This is a genomic window from Flavobacterium sp. NRK F7, from assembly GCF_024054195.1.
Taxonomy (GTDB): Bacteria; Bacteroidota; Bacteroidia; order Flavobacteriales; family Flavobacteriaceae; genus Flavobacterium.
This window is the reverse complement of the sequence record NZ_JAMXLB010000001.1, coordinates 2,807,368-2,825,635: the sequence shown is the minus strand read 5'-3', so window position 1 is coordinate 2,825,635 and position 18,268 is coordinate 2,807,368. Positions and strand designations below refer to the sequence as shown.

Here is an 18,268-nt window from a genome sequence, read left to right as displayed (position 1 = left end):
TTTATTCCTAATTCCTTTCTACTCACGACCTTCGACTTTCGACTTTATGACTTTCGACTTTAAGACTAACGACTTTAAGACTAACGACTAATTCTCATCTCCCGAATAATCTTATTCGTTCTACGATCCGCATACATACGATTCAAAGCGGTTACCGCCCATAAAAAAGCAGGAATCCAACCAATGATAGTCAGTTGTAAGATCAAACAAACGATACCTGAAAGAAGTTTTCCCTGTAGCATCAGACTGAGCCAAGGAAAAAAGAATGCTAAAACATAACGCATGATTACTATTTTTTTGATTGATGATACTCTATAAGACGCAAAAGCACCTCATTTGTTACGAAAATTTAGTCTCAGTTTACAGTTTACATTTTTAAGTTGTAGGTTATAAGTTATTTGTTTTTTTTTTACTTTGTATCTCTATCATAAGCAACTGTTAACTTTCGACTTTATGACTTTATGACTTTCGACCTTCGACTCACGACTCACGACTTTCGACTCACGACTAATTTAACTATCTTTGCACCCGAATACCCAATACCATGAATAAAAACCCCAATCTAAAAGTAATTGTAACCGATTTAGACGGTACGCTACTCAATGCCAATCATCTTATTGCTCCTTATACCCAAGCTATTTTTCAAGAATTACACCAACAAGGCTATATCGTTATTGTCGCTACAGGGCGCCATCATCTCGATGCCATGCAGTTGACCAATGCTTTGGGAATTCCTTTGTATTTAGTAACTTCTAATGGAGCGCGCATTCACGGCCCCAATCAAGAATTACTATTTACTTTTGATATTGCTAGTGAAGCGGTCGCGCAACTACTGGCTCTGGATATTGATCCTTCGATTACGACGGTCTTGTTCAAAGAGGAGTTTTGGTATACCAATAAAGAGAACCAAAAGCTCAACAGTTTTCAAAAGGAAATGCATTATCCGTATGAAATTGTGGATTACTCCACGCTAACCGACCTCAGTGCGATAAAAATCCTTTTTGTAGATGAAGATCACGACAAACTCCTGCAATTGGATTACCAAATCAAAGCGTTGCACAGCTCCATATTTGAGACGAGTTTTAGTTTGCCGATTTGTTTGGAAATCATGGACAAGCGTGTGGATAAGTCTTTTGCAATTGCCAAAATCCTTGAACTGGAAAACAGCAGTTTTGACCAAACCCTTTGCTTTGGTGATGGTTTCAACGACGAACGCATGCTACTACAAGCGCATAAAGGTCTTATCATGCAAAACGCCCAACAAACCTTAAAAGACAAATTACACCACCTAGAAGTCATTGGTGCCAACGAAGAAGAAGCCGTTGCCAAGTACTTAGAAACGGAAGTGTTGTGTAAAGTAGAGAAGGGGTAGTTTAGTTTTCAGTTTTCAGTCTCAGTTTTCAGTCTCAATTGTCTGTTGACTGTTTTACCTTTTCCTTTTTCCTTTTTCCTTTGTCAATGGAGGTTAGTAATTTGTAATAGATAAAAAAATCCATCCAGTTTGTCACCCTGTAAGGGTCCCATAAGTAGCTCCATAAAGAAGTCAATTAAAGTTTGTATTTTACTCATTGTCATGCTGAACTTGTTTCAGCATCTTCAAATCTCATCCACCATCTTGTCATGCAGTCCCGAAACTTCGGGATCCCATAAGTAACTCTACAAAGGAGCGCATCAACACACTATTCCAACACCTTCAAAATGTCCTGTTCTTCAATGCTATGTTCTCCTTGTGGTAAGGCTTGTACGGATGCTATCATAGCTTCTGCTAAATGTTTGGTTTTCATAGGTCTTTGAGAGCGTAAAAGTCCGAGACGATTGAAGAAACGAAGCACTTTCACTCCGATAACTTCCATGGTTCGTTCGCTATTTTCTCTTACTAAAATTGGCGGTCGCATGATAACTATTTTGGGAAAACCAAGTGCTTTTACCGCTTCTTCTAGTTTCCCTTTCATTTTGGAATAAAAGAAAAAAGAATCGGGCGACGCATTAGAAGCCGAAACAAGTACATAATTTGGAATACCCTGTTCCTGCGCTCTTTTGGCAAATTCATATTGGTAATCGTAATCAATTTTCCATTGCGCCTCTTTACTACCAGCCGCTTTTAGCGTAGTCCCCAAACAAGAATACAACACATCACCGGTAACCAAATGGCCCCACGTTTCGGGAGTATCAAAATCGATGACATGCACGTTTAGTTTATCGTGTTGTAACGCAAACGTACGTCTTACAAAGATATCAACTTGATGGTAATTTGCATCTTGTAACAAAAGCTCTAAAACTTCCTTTCCTGTAGCACCCGTAGCGCCTAGTAGTACTGCTTTCATAGTTCTATTTTTTATATTTTATTTCTAATAATTTTTGTTTTCCATTACTTTACATCATATACAAAAGCACGGTATTTTAGTAAGGCTACAAAAACGGCACCTCCTAAAGCATTGCCTACAAGGGATACACTTTCAAAGGCTATATAATCCATCCCTGTTATTTTTGGCGAACTAATAAATCCTGCAAACACTTCCACATTGCCCACAATACTATGGTGTAATCCCGCAAACGCTAATACGGTGGTAATCATAAAAATGATAGCAATGCGGCTTAACGTATCTCTGGAAGCTGCGATTAGCCATGAAAGTAACCCCATTAACCAACCTGCCAAAATAGCACTTACCAGTATAACCGAAGTAGCGTAGTGGCTCACATGCACCGCTATGGCTTCAATACTCTGAACATTGAAAATGCCAAGTTGAGGTCCAATCCAGACCATTATAAAAGCCATAAAACACCCTCCAACAAGATTGCCTAGAATAACCAATGACCAAAGTTTTAACAAACTGCCAACGCTTCTTTTTTTGTTTAATACGGGTAAAGTCAACAACGAAGTTTGCTCAGTAAACAGTATTGATTGTCCTAAGATAACCATAATAAAACCGATGGGATATACAAAAGACATGACCTTAAAAATGGTATCTTCTTGTACTTTGCCTACAAGGAAACTGTAGAGCGTGGAAAGTAATAAATAACTAAATCCTATTTCCAGTCCAGCGGTTAAAGAGCTTAAAAGGATACTGATAGGATTTTTATCATAGGTTTCTTGTCCATCAATGATTTGCTGTTTTAGAATTTCCCCATGCGATTTTGGATTCCCTTCTTCAGAAGGTAAAGCAGCGTCTAATTTTTTATCTATCGCTTGTTGCTCTATTTCTTTTTCTGTGGACTTGGCATTCATGGGTTTACTACTGCTGATTTAAACTAAAAGTATTGTTGTAAAGGAGTGCTTTTGATAGTAAAGTACTTTCTACCAAAAATAAGGAAAAGTTTGTAGTTACTTCTTGCACAATTAAGCGTGACTATTTCATTATTCCCACCAATTGAGTAAACTGGAAGCAAGAAGTTTCAGTATCGCATAAGTAGCTCTGTGAACTAACAACCAACAACTGAACGCATCCATTATCCACAATATTGTCATAAAGCCTGTACTGAGCTTGTCGAAGTATAAGCATCTCATAAGTAGCTCCACAAAGTGGTCAACTAAAGTTTGTATTTATGGTTTGTCATGCTGAACATGGTTCAGCATCTCAATTACAAACTCATGTTGACAATTATAGGTAAAGATTGGTAATTTGTAATAGATAATAAGATTTCACACAATCTTGTCATAAAGCCTATACTGAGCTTGTCGAAGTATAAGCATCCCATGAGTAGCTCCATAGAGCCGTCAATTACAAACATATCTAGTAGGTAATAATTAAACACTCATAATACTACAATTTTGTCATTCCGGCATAGCAGGAATCTTAATCTATAGCGAGATAAACTCAATATTCTGTTATAGTTACCATTTATAATAATCTTATATTGTAGAATTAATGTTGAAATAATTAACTTTAAAGTATATTTATTTATTTTTTACTATTTGTATTTATTAATTTATCTAATAGATATCCAAGCAATAAAATTCCTCCAATAGTAATTGCAGCATTAATATTTTCACTATTATTCTTATCTTTTATATATTTTTCATATTGGCTTTTTGTAATAGACCTATTTTGATATAGAATTAGCATATACTCATCTTTCTCTTGTTGATTTGCAGTATTTGCTTTTACTTTATTACTTAAAAATTGTAATCTTTTGAAATCAATCATTTCCTAATTACTTTTGAGAATTAATATTCTGTGAAAGAGATGGTATTAAATCATAAACCATTTTGTTTATTTGATCAATAATTTGTTGTTGATTTTCATCTCTATTTTTTAATTTTTCAAAATCAACATTTTGTTCGGATAACTTTTCTTTTAATTGACTTATCTTTTCATTTTGCTTATCAATTTTTTCTGAAAATTCCTTTTCTGTTTTTCTTAATTCATCTTTATATAGACTTTTCATATTGTGAAAAGCTACAACAGCTCCAAATGTCAGTGGAATTGCTGTTCCTAAGATGGAGAATAAAACTTTTAAATCTAATTCCATAAATATATATTAATGTAAAACATCTCTTAAAATATTATATTTTTATTTAATTTATCACTAAATCCATTCTTTAAACTAAAATGTGGAATTATTATACTTTATATTTAATTCTAAAATAGTAATTCCCATATATTTATTAACTACTTGCAAACTACAATTTTCCTTAGTTAATAAATGCTTTGCCTTTGCAGGAAAATAAATAAATCCTAATCTCGTCAATACTTCGATAATTTTTCTAATGTATTTCATGCTACAAATTTTTGATTATTATAGAAATATTAGTCATTTGATTATAATATAATAATAATAATGAATTTTTATAAATTATTTAATTAATTTTAATATTTCCAATTTACATACCTAAAAGGAAGATTGTTTAATTCTTCTCTATAGAATCTCCATTTAGGCATAAATTCATTCATATAACTAACGAATCTATCATTATGACTTCTCTCTAATAAATGAACTAGTTCATGAGCAATAATAAATTCAATACATTCTATTGGTTTTTTTGCAAGCTCTAAATTTAACCATATTCTTTTTGCAGTAGTGTTGCAAGTACCCCATTTTGTGCGCATTTTTTTTATACCGTAAGCATTAGACTGCACACCAATCACTTTTTCCCATTTCTCAATTAATTTAGGGACTAAAGCTTTCAATTGATTGCGATACCATTCTTCAATAATGGCTTCTCTTTTTTCAGAAGAAGTATCAGGTCTTACATATAATTCTAAGGTTTTATGTTTTAAAACAACTTTCGGCACTTCATTGTGTTCTATAACTTTTAATAAATAGCGTTTGCCTAAGAGATAATAGCTTTCTCCAGATATAAATTCACGAGGAGTTTCTCTAGGTTGCGTTTCAAAATTTTTAATATGTTTCTTAATCCAACTAATTTTTGAAATAGCAAACAATCGCATCATTTCATTATCCGTATTTTTAGGAGCAGATAAGCGGATTCTACCATTTGGGGGGTAAACGGCCAAGTGCATATTTTTAATATCCTTTCGAATGATATCTATAGTTAGGTTAGATAAGTTTAACGTTTCCATCTTAATATTCATTTTGAGCTTTTGCAATTTCCATAATTAGAGCTGTTGTTTCATCATCTTTAATAATTTCATTTATTGCTATTCTCAGCTTTTTTTCTTTAATTCCACCATCTCTCCATCCATCTAATTTTTTTGTCTTTATTACATTATCTATCGCTAATGCAAGTATTTCATTGTTACCTAGATTATCAAATAAAGCTCTTTTAGCATTAGAATTCAAAGAATTAGGGTAATCAATCGTAGACATTGGATTGGAAACATCTCCCGCTAATACCTTTATTTTTTCCAAATAGTCTTTATATTCAATTACTTCTTGTTTTCTTTGTTTAATTAATTCATCCAGTAATTTTGACATTTTTTCATAATACTTTGGATTGGTCTGACTCTCTTCAATAATTACCTTTCGTACATTATTTTCAATGGTCTCAGCTACAGCTTCAGGACTTTTTTTGCTACCATAATCATCAGAAGGTTCACTAACATGTAAGATTAAATCAACTAAAGATTTATTTTCAAAATCAGATATTTTTTGACTGCTTTTAGCATCAATGTACATATCCATTAATTGACGCATTCCTGGTTCAAATTGTTTTAAATCGACATAATCTCCACTAGCTTGTTTTATTGTTTCTCTTACATCTGAGTAGAACTGAACTTGTTGCTTTATTTTTTTGGATTCTTCCTCTGAATAACCTATTTTATCCATTTCGTTTGCTACATTAGCATAGGCTCGTATTAATGCAACGACCGCTTTGTACAAAGTTACACGTCTTTCTTCTGTATTTTTTAATTCTTCAGAATTTTCTGTATTGCCACAAAAATAGTGTATAAAGCCAGGTTCATTTTTTGGATAGACTGGTTCACATAATGCAATGACTGTTTCTAATGCATTATCCAATCGTTCGCGACTAACTTCATATCTATCAGATAATAATCCTTTAACGTCATCAATATCATAATCATCAAAAGCACCTGAAGTATAATCTCTAATGGATTTTTTTAAACTTTTAAATAAATCTTTATAATCTACAATATACCCATAATCTTTACCTTCATCATCCACACGGTTTACTCTACAAATAGCTTGAAATAAACCATGATCTTGCATCGATTTATCAATGTATAAATATGTAGCTGAAGGAGCATCAAAACCCGTCAAAAGTTTATCTACCACAATCAACAATTTCATTTTATTAGGTTCTTTGATGAATTGGTTTTTAGCATTTTGTTCAAACTCTTCAGTTGATTTACCATTCAACATTTTTTGATATACTTCATATTTTAAAAGCTTTTCTGTAGGAGTGCCTTCACCTGTTTCCTCACCTTTAATGTCGCCATGATGTGGATTATAAGAAGTGATAATTGCACATTCTTTAAATCCTGCATTTTGAAATAATTCATAATATTTACAAGCATTGTAAACGCTACTAGAAACCAACATAGCATTTCCATCACCAGTTGAAATTCTGGGTTTAATTTTAAAGTCTTTTAGAATATCAAAAACTATTTTTTCTAAACGCGATTTAGAACCCAATACTTTTTGCATGGTTCCCCATTTTCTTTTTAAATCTACCTTAGCAGTATCAGTTAATGCTTTTGTTTCAGCATCAAACCATTGGTCAATACTTTGTTGATCAGTTACAAATTGTTCCACATCACGTGCTTCGTACAATAAGTCCAAAACGACTCCATCGGCTACAGCTTCATCAAATTTATAAGGATCTCCAATATATGGACCAAATACTTCTATACTCTTTTGTTTGTCTTTCTTTAAAAGGGGAGTACCAGTAAAACCAATAAATAAAGCTTCAGGCAATAATAATTTCATAGCGTCATGCAATTTACCTGATTGTGTTCTATGGCATTCATCTACAAAAACAAAAATATTTCCTTTGGCTTTAAAGTCTAAACTCAAATGCTTATGAAGGTCTTTTATATATCCTTCAAAATCACCTTCTTCTGAGTTCCTGCCAAATTTATGAACTAAACTAGCCACTAACCAAGGGCTATTTTGATTCAAGGTGTTAATTAAATCTTTACCGCTTTTAGTTCTATAAATATTTTCATCTACTCCTAAAAACAGTTTTTCGATTTGGTCGTCTAACTCTTCTCTATCTGTAATTATTAACACACGACTGTTATCAACATTTTCTCTAATCCATTTGGTTAGCCATACCATTGTTAAACTTTTACCACTACCTTGAGTGTGCCAAATGATACCTCCTTGTTTTGTTCGTACATTAGTATGTGCTGCTTTAATACCAAAAAATTGATTAGGACGGCATAATTTTTTTGTGCCTTTGTCAAAAACTATAAAATCATGTATGAGTTCTAAAAAACGTTCTTTTTGACACATTAGAAACAAATGTTTATCTAAGGTATAATCAAAAGCTTTATCGGAATCTTCTTTCCATTGCAAATAGTATTTTTCTGAAGTTTCTATCGTTCCATAACGCAATCCTTGGGTATCATTTCCTGCAAATACATATTGCATGGTAGTAAAAAACTTTTCTATAAAAATTGGCTTTTGATTATCTAAATTTTGACGGATACCTTGACTTACTCCAACTTTACTACGCTTTAATTCTAGTATTCCCAAGGCAATACCATTAACATAAATAACAATATCAGGACGCTTGGAATGTTTACCTAAAACAGTAACTTCTTCTGCAATGGCAAAATGATTTTTTAAAGGGTCATTCCAATTGATAAACCAAGCTCTTTCTTTTAGTTCTCCCAATACTTCACGAACTGAAACCCCATAACGTAATAGTTTATAAACTTCTTTATTCGCTTCATATAAACCACTGGTTAGATTAGTAGCCGCTTTTACAAGTTCTTGCACCGCTTTTTTAGCAACAAGTTCAGAATAACCTTGCGTATATATTAAAAATTCCAACAACAAGTCTTCTTCAATAGGTTGCGTTCTTTGTTGGTCTTCCAAATTGCCTAAATAAGTATAGTTTAACTCTTGTTTAAACAATGCTACTATTCGGTTTTGTGTTTCGCGTTCTGATTTACCTATGTTATTCATGGATTAATATTTTCAATATTAATAAAGCATTTTACAATTGAATTAAATTCATTTTCTTGGTTCTCTAAAAAATCAATTACATCAAATTCTAAAACATAATTTATATCGTTATTTTTTATAAAGTAATTAGATAAAGTTTTACTAATACTATCTAAATATTTTGTCTTATTATATCCTTCAATTTTCAAACTAAATCTAACAAAATCATGATCTGGATTATAATATAATTTTAAAATTGTTTTATTATCAAGTAGTGTAATGATAATTTCAGAATAATTATATTTTGATTTGTGTCCGTTTATTTCTTTTCCTTCAATGGTTAACTTTTTGCACGATTTTTTTAATTTCTTTAAAACAAAGTACAAATAAGCATCAAAACTTTTTCCAGTAAAGGTTGTACCTCTTATCAATTGAATGTCATGTTGTTCTTCAAAATGGAAATGATTATTATTACAATATTCAATTAATGCTTTATTTTTTGTAAAAATATATCTCCAATCAGTTAAAACTGCTGAAGATTTTATTTCTTCTAAAGATTTATTATCTCTAATTATTTTTTTTAGTCCTTCAAAAGGAATTATTTCACCTGATGATTTGAAATTTTTATTGAAAATTTTTCTCCAGTTGTCAAAACGAGAACGTAAATCATTATGTCGTTTATCCAAAAATGTCCATTTACTAGATTTTTTTATTGTGTAATCAACTTGAGACAATAAGACAGCTTGTAAAGTTGAATATTTATGATTTAGTATTTCACCAAATAAATTGCATAATTTATTACCATATAATATGAATTTTTTTAAATCAGCTTGCTCTTCTTTTTCTAAAACATCAAAAAAGAATCCAATTTGTCCATTGAAATAATCGTGCTTTTCAAAATTATTTATAGCAATTCGCCAATCATATGAAATTTGGAATTTCTCAATTTTCAATCTTTCTTCTTTTTGTTGTTCTCCATTAAAGAAGTCTATTGAAAAATCTGTTTCCAATAATTTACTTTCAATTTCAAAACAATAATTAGAAAGATTTTTTAAAGATTTCAATGCATCGGTATAATTATCATAACCTTGAATAAATGTGTTAGCTGCTAAATTTCTAATTATGCGCAACCATTGTTCAAAATTATTTTTTTCAAACTCGATATTTTTTTCTATTGAATTAATACCATAATAGATAATTCCTTGAACAATTATTTCATCATTTTGAGAAAGGTTTTCAAACTCATTTCCATTAAGCAAAACTTTTTTTAATGAGTATTTATCATAATTTAAAACAATCGCAATTGACTTATCATAATTATTGATGTTTTCTTTATCTAGAAAATTTAAAACTTTAAAAATATGGTTTAAAGTATCAGAAACAAATAATTCAGAATTGTCAACTAAAGATAAAAATCTATACTCAAACTTTTTAGATTTTATTTCATTATATAAGGAATTTGTGAATAGTGTTTCCATGTTAGACGCATATCTTGAAAACCCAATATTTTGAAAAAACATTAAATAAGAATCATCTGTTTTTTTAACATTGTTTTCACTCCAAAATAAATCTATCCATTCTACATCTAATTTATCTTCCCAATTTTCAAATGCAATAATTATTTTATTGTCTTCTTCTTTTATATGACCTTGAAGCCATGCCTTGAAGTGTTCGAAATCAGATAATTGTTTTCCACGAGCATTCATTTTTACATAAATTTCATCTGTTTGCTCCAATTCCTCAACATCAAAATAATCAAATCGTATTGTCCCTTTTTCAATGTTGTTCCATATTTCAAAAGTATCTAAGTCTTTAAATGTGGCATGAATTGAATCTAAAGTATTTAGCATAGCTTTTACGCTTGGGTCTTGCAACCATTGATGAAAAAACCAAGTTTGCTTTTTGAGCTGGGTGCTTATATTTGAATTGTAATCTAATTCAATATCTTTTTCAATTATTGAACTTATAAATTCTTGTGTTTTTTTTCTCGTATCATACTTAAATCTATTTAGTAAAGTTATGAATTCACTTTTTTGATTTGACTGATTAATAATATACCAATGAAATAAAAATAAAGTAGTTAATCTTTGTTGCCCATCTAATGGGATGAATTTTGAAAAACCATAAGAGTCTTCAATTGTGGTTTTGGTATTCCAATCAACATTAAACGTTATTTCTTCATCCAGATGTTTTGCATAATCTTTCAACGAATTTAATACTCCTTCTATAGCAGATTTGTTCTTCTTTTTAATAATTTGAAAATCTTTATCTAACACTTTACCATAAACAAATCCTAGTCTTAAAAAAGGAATTTTATTAGTAACTACATTTTTTATTTCTTGTAAAAAGTCTTTTCTTATTTCATCAACATCATTATTAATTCTTCCTTGTACATAATCTCTTTGAATGATAGGAATTAAAATTTGATGTTCATTTATCAAATCTAAAAAGGACATTTCTTCAATAGATATATTTTTATTCATTTGTACTTTCTAACATGGTTTTAATTGATTCCTCTATGGCTTCAATATAATTTTTTCTGTCCTTATTTCCCCAATAAGTCATTTCAATATCTAAATCTTGGTAATTATAAAATTTAGAAAAAACTCTTTGTGTTCCGGTTGGAACATAAACTTTTTCACCTTTTTTATTAATGCCATTTTTTGCTATTTCTAAAACTTCTTTTCGCTTTTCATTAAATGGTTTATTTCCTATTGCAATATTAGTTGGCCCATCTAATAAACAAAGATTTGAAATATTATCAGTATCAAAATATGCTCTTAATACTTCATTAATTTCTTCAATTAATTTTTTTTGGAGGGTAGTTAATCCTTCATCTTCTTTTAATAAAGTCTTTTTAAGATCATTTATTTTTTGAGATGGAAAATTTATAGAGGAATCTAAATTTTCAATATCATAGAAACTTTTTTCAAGATGTTCCATATCTTGTAGCCATCCATTAACATTTTTCACCGACTTAAATTCTCTAGGATTTTGAGCATGAATATGTTCAATGTTCCATTTTTGTTGCTTAAGTTTATGAAATGGGAATCGATATGACGAATCGCTTTTTTCCTCAATAGCAATATTGAATAAATTTAATACTTGAAAACAAAACTTATGTCCGTAAAAAATATTATCAAAACCATTGAAATCTTTATCTTTATAATAATGATTTTTAATTTTTGTTTTTAAATAATTCAAAAAAGCATATTTATCAATTGATGCATTGTATTCTTTTCTAAGTTTTTGTAAATCGACAATGTTATAAGTTAATGAAAAGCCAACTAAGTGAAATGTTTTTCTATTGTCAAACCATTCTTTTATAATTTCGAATAATTCAATAATTTCTTTCCACGATGATTCATTATACTTTGTTTTGGAATAGGAGTATAGTTTGTCATTATTGTTTTTTGGTTTTTCATTTATTAAATCGAATAGTAAATCAATGCGATTATATGATTTTTTATTTGATATATCATTACTAATAAAAAACCAAAATTCATCATTTTGTAATGTATTTTCAATTTGAATCCACTCGTTTGCAAATTCTTGTATTTTCAATTTTTGTATTTCTTTATTGAAAAATACCTTTTTGAAAGCTAAAATAAATTCTGCTTTTATTAAGTCTGCTTGGTCAAGTGGAATTTTACCTTTATTAAAATTGATAAATACCTTTTCAGCATTTAAATCATTTTTTTCTATGATGTGCCAAATTACTTTTACACTATTTAAAAGAGTAGTTTTAAATAATTCACTATCAGTCTTTTCATCATTTAACCAATTCTTAGCATAATAATATGCTTTAAAAAAATGATAGTTATCAATGTTATTATTTTCAGGTTGATTTTCAATGTAAATATTCCAAGCTATATTTAAATCTTTATCTACAATTTGATCATCTTGTAAATTAACATCAACTTCGTCAATCAATATTTTATCAATAGAATTTAAAAACAATTCACTTCGTTCTCTTGTGTTGTAACTTAATTTATAAGTTGATAGGTTTAGACATTTTAAAATGATATAAATTGTTGTTAATCTTTGCTGTCCATCTATAACTTCCCATACTTTAGAGTTGTTACTTTCTGTAACAATTATTGGTTGTAAACAATAAAACGATGTGTTGGATGTAGTATAAAAATCTTCAATATCTTCTAATAACTGTCTTACTTGCTCGATACTCCATTTATAACCTCGTTGATATTTAGCTACAACAAAATCTTTATCAAGTAGGTTTGATATTGCTAAAAGAGATTCTGGATTGCTTTCTTTTAACATATATTATTCTTTAAAAGTGCTTAAAAAATCAATCGTATTCTTAATTTTTAATTGCACGTTTGGATGAGTAGTTGATTTATGATCTTGACTAAAAACTCTTTCAATATTTTCTTTAGTATTTGTGTAAGCAATTTCATTTAGTTTAGATTTTGTTAATCTTAATGCAAACTCTTCTTTTTCTTGTATTATTCCATTCTTATAAGGAACCATATATTTAACAGCAAATTTTTCTAAAAAACTAAAAGCTTCATCTTCATTAGTAAACTCATTAATCATTGAATTGTCAATTACAGTTCCTGCCCATTCTTGACTTTCTGTCTTTATATGAGCATTAACAATACCTTTACCATATAAGCAGCTTACTCCGTAAGTAACTCCTAAATCATTTATATTAATTCCATTTACAATTCTAATACTTCCTTTACTTATTGAACCTCTTACAGGAAAATTATATAAGTTTTCTCTCCAATTAAATTCATAGGCAACTTTAACTAATTCTTTTAAACTTTCAATAGTAGTATCATTTGTCCAGAACACAACAGTATCAGAAATATTCAAACAATTAATTTTAGAATTAGATAAATCTGCTAGAATAACTCCATTTCTAGGCTCTTGCATTTCTCCTTGACCTAAAGAAAATTCAATGTCTCTAAAAATGTGTCCCATTCTTCTCATTAATTCATTTTCATCGATATTGTTAAGGATAAATTCTTTAAATCCTAAAAAATCAAAATAAGCTATAAATACTTCTTTCATGGGTTTAAGGTTTATTTTCTTTATTAAACCACTTAATAATTGTGTTCATCTTTTTTGAAAAATTTTCATTATTTAATTCAATAAAATTAAAATCAAACCTTACTAATAGTTTATCTTCATTAAAAGAAGGTAGAACAAGAAAATCAAATTCGCCTATTTCTTTCTCTTGATCAATTTTAAAAATAAAAACTGGAATATTAATCATTCCACTATCTCTATATATTTTAATGCTCTCCAATTGCTTTTTAATCTTTGGGTTGAATGAATTTTGGGTTTTAACTTCAACAGCAAATCTTACCTCTGGTTTGTCCTTTAACGTAACAAAAAAATCAAACAGAGGAGTTGGATAATCTTCTATATTAAATTTATAATCTGTCTTTAGAAGAAATAACTTAGAAATCTCTTCTGCTCTCCATTCTCTTATATTTTTTGAGTTTTCCATTATAATTTGTGTTTAAATTTTGATTTATAAGCTTTTACATTTGTTCCTGTCCAAAATGATTTGACATCATCAAATAATTTTTTCCTTTTTGAAGAATCAAGTTCATAACTTATAGGAATTCCTGAAACTCCTTTATGTCTTTTGGTATTTATTGGAAATAAATAAACTATTTCAGTTTTTATATCTACACCAGCTATATAAGTTGGACAATAATATTCATTTAATTTATGAAGTTTATCTTTTGGTATATTTATCCTTAATTTATTTGCGCCATTTATGCCTTCATTAGTTGATTTAACTTGAACTATAAAATAGAAATGTTCTTTTGGACCAACTAATTCAACATAAAAATCAGATGTTGGCCATTTTTCTCCTAAAGGGCTTGCTCTAAAGATTAAATCTCTTGATATTGCTAAATTGAATACTTTTTCACCAATTTCACCAATTTCATTCTTTTTTTTTGCCATAACTCCATAATTATTTTTTTAAAACAACCTAATCCTACCCGTCAACAACTCCTGCATCATCCCTTGTTTGATTTGCTTGGCTTTTTCCAGTTTGTTTTCTAATTGTGCTATTTCTTCATCCATATCGCTTAAAATCGTTGCAATGCGGGTTTGTTCTTCTTTTGTTTTGGGTAAATTAATTTGAAAATTTAAAATATCATCCTTTCCTAAATTTTGTTGAGATGAACCTTTTCCAGCCATTTTGAAATATTTTTGGTTTTTATTTATATAATAAGATAAATATTCAGAAGTTACACCTTTTAAGTTTTTTAATGCTCCCATCCTTTGATTTAAAACATACTTATTATCTTTTGGAATAATATCTGTAAGTCCTAAAAAATTTCCATGTGCAACATCACTCAAAACCATAATTAAATCACCTTTTTCTAAAGAATTATCAAATGTGTTTATTTTTAAATGTTCAGATTTTAATTTTCCTTTAATATTTATGCTATTAAGAGTAATTAATAGATAATTTCCGTTTTCAACAATTTCACTTTCAAATGATTTTCCGTTTTTATAAGTAATTAAATCCCCCAACTTCTTCACTTCCCAACCTTCTTTAGACTGCAACAACTCTTGCATAGCCCCTTGTTTGATTTGGCGTTTTTTAGCAAGCAGTTGTTCTAAACTGTTTATCCAAGCATCGGTATCGGATAAAGCTGTGGCTATGGCTGTCTGTTCTTTTAGGGTTGGGGTTGCTACTAAAATTGATTTTACATCATCTTTATATAAAGCACCCAGAGTTGAACTTGCATTTTTACTTTTTAATTGTAGTTGACCTATGTTAGTATTGAAAAAATAAAATAGAAACTTTGAATTAATTGTTTTATTTAATTTTAATAAATAAAGATTTGGAGCTACTGTCGCATATTTTGTTTTTGCTTCAAATAAATATATTCTTCCAATATCACCTCTTTTTAAAAATAACAATTCACCACCATACAAAGCAGTTTTCTTCAAAAAATTATAGGAAGGTTCATCTACATATCTAACATTTGTTATGTTAGTATTGTTTTCTAAATCCGTAGATCTAACATACCATGCAAAATGTTGATAGTCAAAAACATTTACATTTTCTGCAACAGATGAAAAACTTCCATTAGCATCGAAATCGGTTAATAAATCTATTAATTCATTAACCGTTTTGACTTCCCAATCACTAGGAATAATACCAATTTCCGTCTGTTTATAACCTTCTTTTAGTTCCATACAAATCCCATTTTTTGTAAATGTTGCAATACTTTTTCTTCTTGGGTTTGGGTGCTTTGGTTCAAAGCAACTAGGGTAGTAGCATAGCGTTCGGCTAGCTCTTTTACTCTTCCCGTTAAGCGTTGGCTTATGGCATCAATCTCGGTTTGTATGTTGGCTTGTATAGTTGCTAACCATTTGCCCTCTACTACCAAGGTTTTTACTTCGGCTTCAGTTAGTTTCCCAAATTGTTGTAATGTCAGTTGGTCTAGATGTAGTTCTAAGGTTTTCAATTCTTTTTTGGCTATGGCTTCTTTTTCAAACAAATACAAAAGTCGTTCTAATAAAGCAACGGCTTCTTTTTCTGCTTTGTCCTTTTTAATTTCTTTCAAACGCTTCGTAGCAGTCGCTTTGGTAATTTTATTGTTGTCGTTAGTGGCGTCGGCTAGCAAACCTTCTTCACCTGTGTGTTCTTCTTCTATTTCAATAAATGTTGCTTGTAGGGTTTCTATTTCGGCTTGTTTGTCTTGTAGGGCTTGTTGTTCTTTGGCTAAATAGGTAGCAATAACCAATTCTTTGGGTATCAAATCACACGTCCAACCTTTGTCTATTTCTTTGCCTTTGTTGTTTTTTTCAATCACGCGTTTCACTTTGGCTTGCCAACCGTCTTCAACTACTAAATACACATCGTCTTTCATGGTATTTTCCCAATACTGCATCAAATGTTGGTAAATGGTATAATTATCTACCAAATCCTTACCTTCATATTGGTGCAACAACGCTTCCGAAAGTGTGTGTATGAATTTTTTTGGAGCGGTTTCCACCGAAATATCCGTGAGTAAGTTATAGATTTTAGCTTTCCAACTTTCAAAGGTTTTGGCTAATAACGTACTATAGGCTTTAAATTCAGGATGTGAAAAAATAGTTTCTTTAATTGCGCTAGGAGCAACCGTTAATTGCAAATAGTTTTCGGTAAACGGTTTAAATAAATCTTTTTGTAACGTAGGATATACCTCCCAGAAAGCCTGTAAATCATCTACATCGCGTTTCGGAATACCACCGTTTAAATGGGCAAATAAATCTTGTATATCTTCACTTTCTTGAGTGTCAATATAACGAGGAATGTTCAGGTTGTATTCGTTTTTTTCTATTTCTTCAAATGATACAAAACGAGCAAACTTCTCCACGTTTTTTTCGTTGTTAAAAACATCTACAATTTTATGGATGTCCTGTTCGCGTAAACGGTTTTTATTCCCATCTTTTGCAAAACCTTTAGACGCATCAATCATAAAAACCCCCTTGCGATTTTCAGTAGCTTCTTTATCAATCACAATGATACAAGCAGGAATACCAGTACCATAAAACAAATTGGCAGGCAAACCAATAATCCCTTTAATCAGCTTACGCTTAATAATGTTTTTACGAATTTCTGCTTCGGCATTCCCTCTAAACAAAACACCGTGAGGCAAAATTATCGCTCCTTTTCCTGTACTGTTTAAAGAGGCAATAATGTGCAACAAAAAAGCATAATCTCCATTTTTTTCCGGAGGAATGCCATAACCTCTAAAACGATTGTATGCATCATTCATAGGAGAAATACCGTTACTCCAGTTTTTTACCGAAAAAGGGGGATTGGCTACTACATAATCAAAACGCTTCAGTTTTCCATCAGTTTTATGTTGTGGGTCGGCAATCGTGTTTTTACCTGCTATTTCTGCTTCAGGATGCCCATGTAACCACATATTCATAATAGCCAAACCTTTGGTAGCAATATCTTTTTCTTGTCCGTAGATAGTCAAACCTTTTTTGGATTCATCCACTACTTTTAATAAAAGAGAACCTGAACCACATGTAGGGTCATATACAGTAAACGAAGGTTTATCGGCTTTGTCTACACTAATTACTTTCGCTAATATTCTAGAAACCTCTGAAGGCGTATAAAATTGGCCTTTACTTTTTCCACTATCTTGTGCAAAGTGACGCATCAAGAATTCATAGGCATCTCCTAAAATATCATCGTCTTCTGCACGGTTATTTTTAAAGTTAAGTGCTGGGTTTTCAAAAATAGCAATCAATTTAGTGAGTAAATCAACTTTCTCTTTACCGCTTCCTAGTTTGTCATCATCATCAAAATCAGCCAGTTCCATAGAACCTTCTAGTCCATTGGCAGCAAAAAGTGGTCTTAATATTTTTTTATTAATTTGTTCCCCAATGTCAGATTTTCCTTTCAAAGCAATCATGTCTTCAAAAGTAGCACCTTCAGGAACTTCAATTAAACTGTCTTTTCTATTGCTATATTTATCGGAAACATATTTTACGAAAAGTAGGGTAAGTACATAATCTTTGTATTGTGAAGCATCCATTCCTCCACGTAATTCATCACAACTTGCCCATAGTGAGCGATATAACTCTGATTTTTTTATTGCCATTTTTAAATTTTAGAAAATAAAATTTTAATTATTTTAATTCTCCCAAACCTACCAAAAATAAACCATTTCGGCAAGAGGTGTATAGGTATTTCTACCTGTTTTTTGATTGAAGTCATAAAGTCGAAAGT

16 protein-coding genes are annotated in these 18,268 nt (G+C 30.3%); 1 reads left to right on the top strand and 15 read right to left on the bottom strand.

Annotated elements, in window-relative coordinates:
* Window positions 1–80 precede the first annotated feature (80 nt).
* Window positions 81–284, bottom strand: coding sequence for a YqaE/Pmp3 family membrane protein (locus NHF47_RS12790; RefSeq protein WP_140997831.1), 204 nt, complete (start codon window positions 282–284; stop codon window positions 81–83).
* A 260-nt stretch (window positions 285–544) separates the two neighbouring features.
* Here NHF47_RS12790 and NHF47_RS12785 point away from each other — a divergent pair, with 260 nt between their 5' ends.
* Window positions 545–1,372 (top strand): Cof-type HAD-IIB family hydrolase, encoded by an 828-nt coding sequence (locus NHF47_RS12785; RefSeq protein WP_252765295.1) that lies wholly within the window; start codon window positions 545–547, stop codon window positions 1,370–1,372.
* A 307-nt stretch (window positions 1,373–1,679) separates the two neighbouring features.
* Here the strand turns inward: NHF47_RS12785 and NHF47_RS12780 are convergent, their stop codons facing one another.
* The 14 genes from NHF47_RS12780 to NHF47_RS12715 form a co-directional block, all read right to left on the bottom strand.
* Complete coding sequence (locus tag NHF47_RS12780) at window positions 1,680–2,324, bottom strand: NAD(P)H-binding protein (protein ID WP_252765294.1); 645 nt, start codon at window positions 2,322–2,324, stop codon at window positions 1,680–1,682.
* 44 nt (window positions 2,325–2,368) lie between these two features.
* The gene (locus tag NHF47_RS12775) at window positions 2,369–3,226 is read right to left on the bottom strand and encodes a formate/nitrite transporter family protein (protein WP_252765293.1); all 858 of its coding nucleotides are present in this window, start codon (window positions 3,224–3,226) and stop codon (window positions 2,369–2,371) included.
* A 673-nt stretch (window positions 3,227–3,899) separates the two neighbouring features.
* A complete protein-coding gene (locus tag NHF47_RS12770; protein ID WP_252765292.1) occupies window positions 3,900–4,145 on the bottom strand; it encodes a hypothetical protein in 246 nt (81 codons plus the stop codon).
* Window positions 4,146–4,152: 7 nt separating this feature from the next.
* A complete protein-coding gene (locus NHF47_RS12765; RefSeq protein WP_252765291.1) occupies window positions 4,153–4,470 on the bottom strand; it encodes a hypothetical protein in 318 nt (105 codons plus the stop codon).
* Window positions 4,471–4,545: 75 nt separating this feature from the next.
* Window positions 4,546–4,719, bottom strand: a complete 174-nt coding sequence (locus NHF47_RS12760; RefSeq protein WP_252765290.1) for a hypothetical protein — start codon at window positions 4,717–4,719, stop codon at window positions 4,546–4,548.
* A gap of 89 nt (window positions 4,720–4,808) precedes the next feature.
* Window positions 4,809–5,522, bottom strand: coding sequence for a M48 family metallopeptidase (locus NHF47_RS12755; protein ID WP_252765289.1), 714 nt, complete (start codon window positions 5,520–5,522; stop codon window positions 4,809–4,811).
* A 1-nt stretch (window position 5,523) separates the two neighbouring features.
* On the bottom strand, window positions 5,524–8,556 hold the full coding sequence (locus NHF47_RS12750) for a type I restriction endonuclease subunit R (protein WP_252765288.1): 3,033 nt from the start codon (window positions 8,554–8,556) through the stop codon (window positions 5,524–5,526).
* A complete protein-coding gene (locus NHF47_RS12745) occupies window positions 8,553–11,018 on the bottom strand; it encodes a DUF262 domain-containing protein (RefSeq protein ID WP_252765287.1) in 2,466 nt (821 codons plus the stop codon). Before NHF47_RS12745 ends, NHF47_RS12750 begins: the two co-directional genes overlap by 4 nt.
* The gene (locus NHF47_RS12740; RefSeq protein WP_252765286.1) at window positions 11,011–12,816 is read right to left on the bottom strand and encodes a DUF262 domain-containing protein; all 1,806 of its coding nucleotides are present in this window, start codon (window positions 12,814–12,816) and stop codon (window positions 11,011–11,013) included. Before NHF47_RS12740 ends, NHF47_RS12745 begins: the two co-directional genes overlap by 8 nt.
* Window positions 12,817–12,819: 3 nt before the next feature.
* Window positions 12,820–13,572: a hypothetical protein gene (locus NHF47_RS12735; RefSeq protein WP_252765285.1), complete on the bottom strand. Its 753-nt coding sequence runs from the start codon at window positions 13,570–13,572 to the stop codon at window positions 12,820–12,822.
* 4 nt (window positions 13,573–13,576) lie between these two features.
* Window positions 13,577–14,014 (bottom strand): hypothetical protein, encoded by a 438-nt coding sequence (locus tag NHF47_RS12730; RefSeq protein WP_252765284.1) that lies wholly within the window; start codon window positions 14,012–14,014, stop codon window positions 13,577–13,579.
* Window positions 14,014–14,481: a DUF4365 domain-containing protein gene (locus tag NHF47_RS12725; protein WP_252765283.1), complete on the bottom strand. Its 468-nt coding sequence runs from the start codon at window positions 14,479–14,481 to the stop codon at window positions 14,014–14,016. Before NHF47_RS12725 ends, NHF47_RS12730 begins: the two co-directional genes overlap by 1 nt.
* Before the next feature lie 18 nt (window positions 14,482–14,499).
* On the bottom strand, window positions 14,500–15,732 hold the full coding sequence (locus NHF47_RS12720) for a restriction endonuclease subunit S (protein WP_252765282.1): 1,233 nt from the start codon (window positions 15,730–15,732) through the stop codon (window positions 14,500–14,502).
* Window positions 15,723–18,140, bottom strand: a complete 2,418-nt coding sequence (locus NHF47_RS12715) for a type I restriction-modification system subunit M (protein WP_252765281.1) — start codon at window positions 18,138–18,140, stop codon at window positions 15,723–15,725. The genes NHF47_RS12720 and NHF47_RS12715 overlap by 10 nt, the downstream gene beginning before the upstream one ends.
* Window positions 18,141–18,268 lie beyond the last annotated feature (128 nt).

Coding starts and splice junctions, on each gene's coding strand:
- NHF47_RS12720 (WP_252765282.1), bottom strand. CDS start 15,732: ATGGAACTAAAAGAAGGTTATAAACAGACGGAAATTGGTATTATTCCT.
- NHF47_RS12735 (WP_252765285.1), bottom strand. CDS start 13,572: ATGAAAGAAGTATTTATAGCTTATTTTGATTTTTTAGGATTTAAAGAA.
- NHF47_RS12780 (WP_252765294.1), bottom strand. CDS start 2,324: ATGAAAGCAGTACTACTAGGCGCTACGGGTGCTACAGGAAAGGAAGTT.
- NHF47_RS12770 (WP_252765292.1), bottom strand. CDS start 4,145: ATGATTGATTTCAAAAGATTACAATTTTTAAGTAATAAAGTAAAAGCA.
- NHF47_RS12745 (WP_252765287.1), bottom strand. CDS start 11,018: ATGAATAAAAATATATCTATTGAAGAAATGTCCTTTTTAGATTTGATA.
- NHF47_RS12765 (WP_252765291.1), bottom strand. CDS start 4,470: ATGGAATTAGATTTAAAAGTTTTATTCTCCATCTTAGGAACAGCAATT.
- NHF47_RS12785 (WP_252765295.1), top strand. CDS start 545: ATGAATAAAAACCCCAATCTAAAAGTAATTGTAACCGATTTAGACGGT.
- NHF47_RS12755 (WP_252765289.1), bottom strand. CDS start 5,522: ATGGAAACGTTAAACTTATCTAACCTAACTATAGATATCATTCGAAAG.
- NHF47_RS12725 (WP_252765283.1), bottom strand. CDS start 14,481: ATGGCAAAAAAAAAGAATGAAATTGGTGAAATTGGTGAAAAAGTATTC.
- NHF47_RS12790 (WP_140997831.1), bottom strand. CDS start 284: ATGCGTTATGTTTTAGCATTCTTTTTTCCTTGGCTCAGTCTGATGCTA.
- NHF47_RS12760 (WP_252765290.1), bottom strand. CDS start 4,719: ATGAAATACATTAGAAAAATTATCGAAGTATTGACGAGATTAGGATTT.
- NHF47_RS12740 (WP_252765286.1), bottom strand. CDS start 12,816: ATGTTAAAAGAAAGCAATCCAGAATCTCTTTTAGCAATATCAAACCTA.
- NHF47_RS12730 (WP_252765284.1), bottom strand. CDS start 14,014: ATGGAAAACTCAAAAAATATAAGAGAATGGAGAGCAGAAGAGATTTCT.
- NHF47_RS12775 (WP_252765293.1), bottom strand. CDS start 3,226: ATGAATGCCAAGTCCACAGAAAAAGAAATAGAGCAACAAGCGATAGAT.
- NHF47_RS12750 (WP_252765288.1), bottom strand. CDS start 8,556: ATGAATAACATAGGTAAATCAGAACGCGAAACACAAAACCGAATAGTA.
- NHF47_RS12715 (WP_252765281.1), bottom strand. CDS start 18,140: ATGGCAATAAAAAAATCAGAGTTATATCGCTCACTATGGGCAAGTTGT.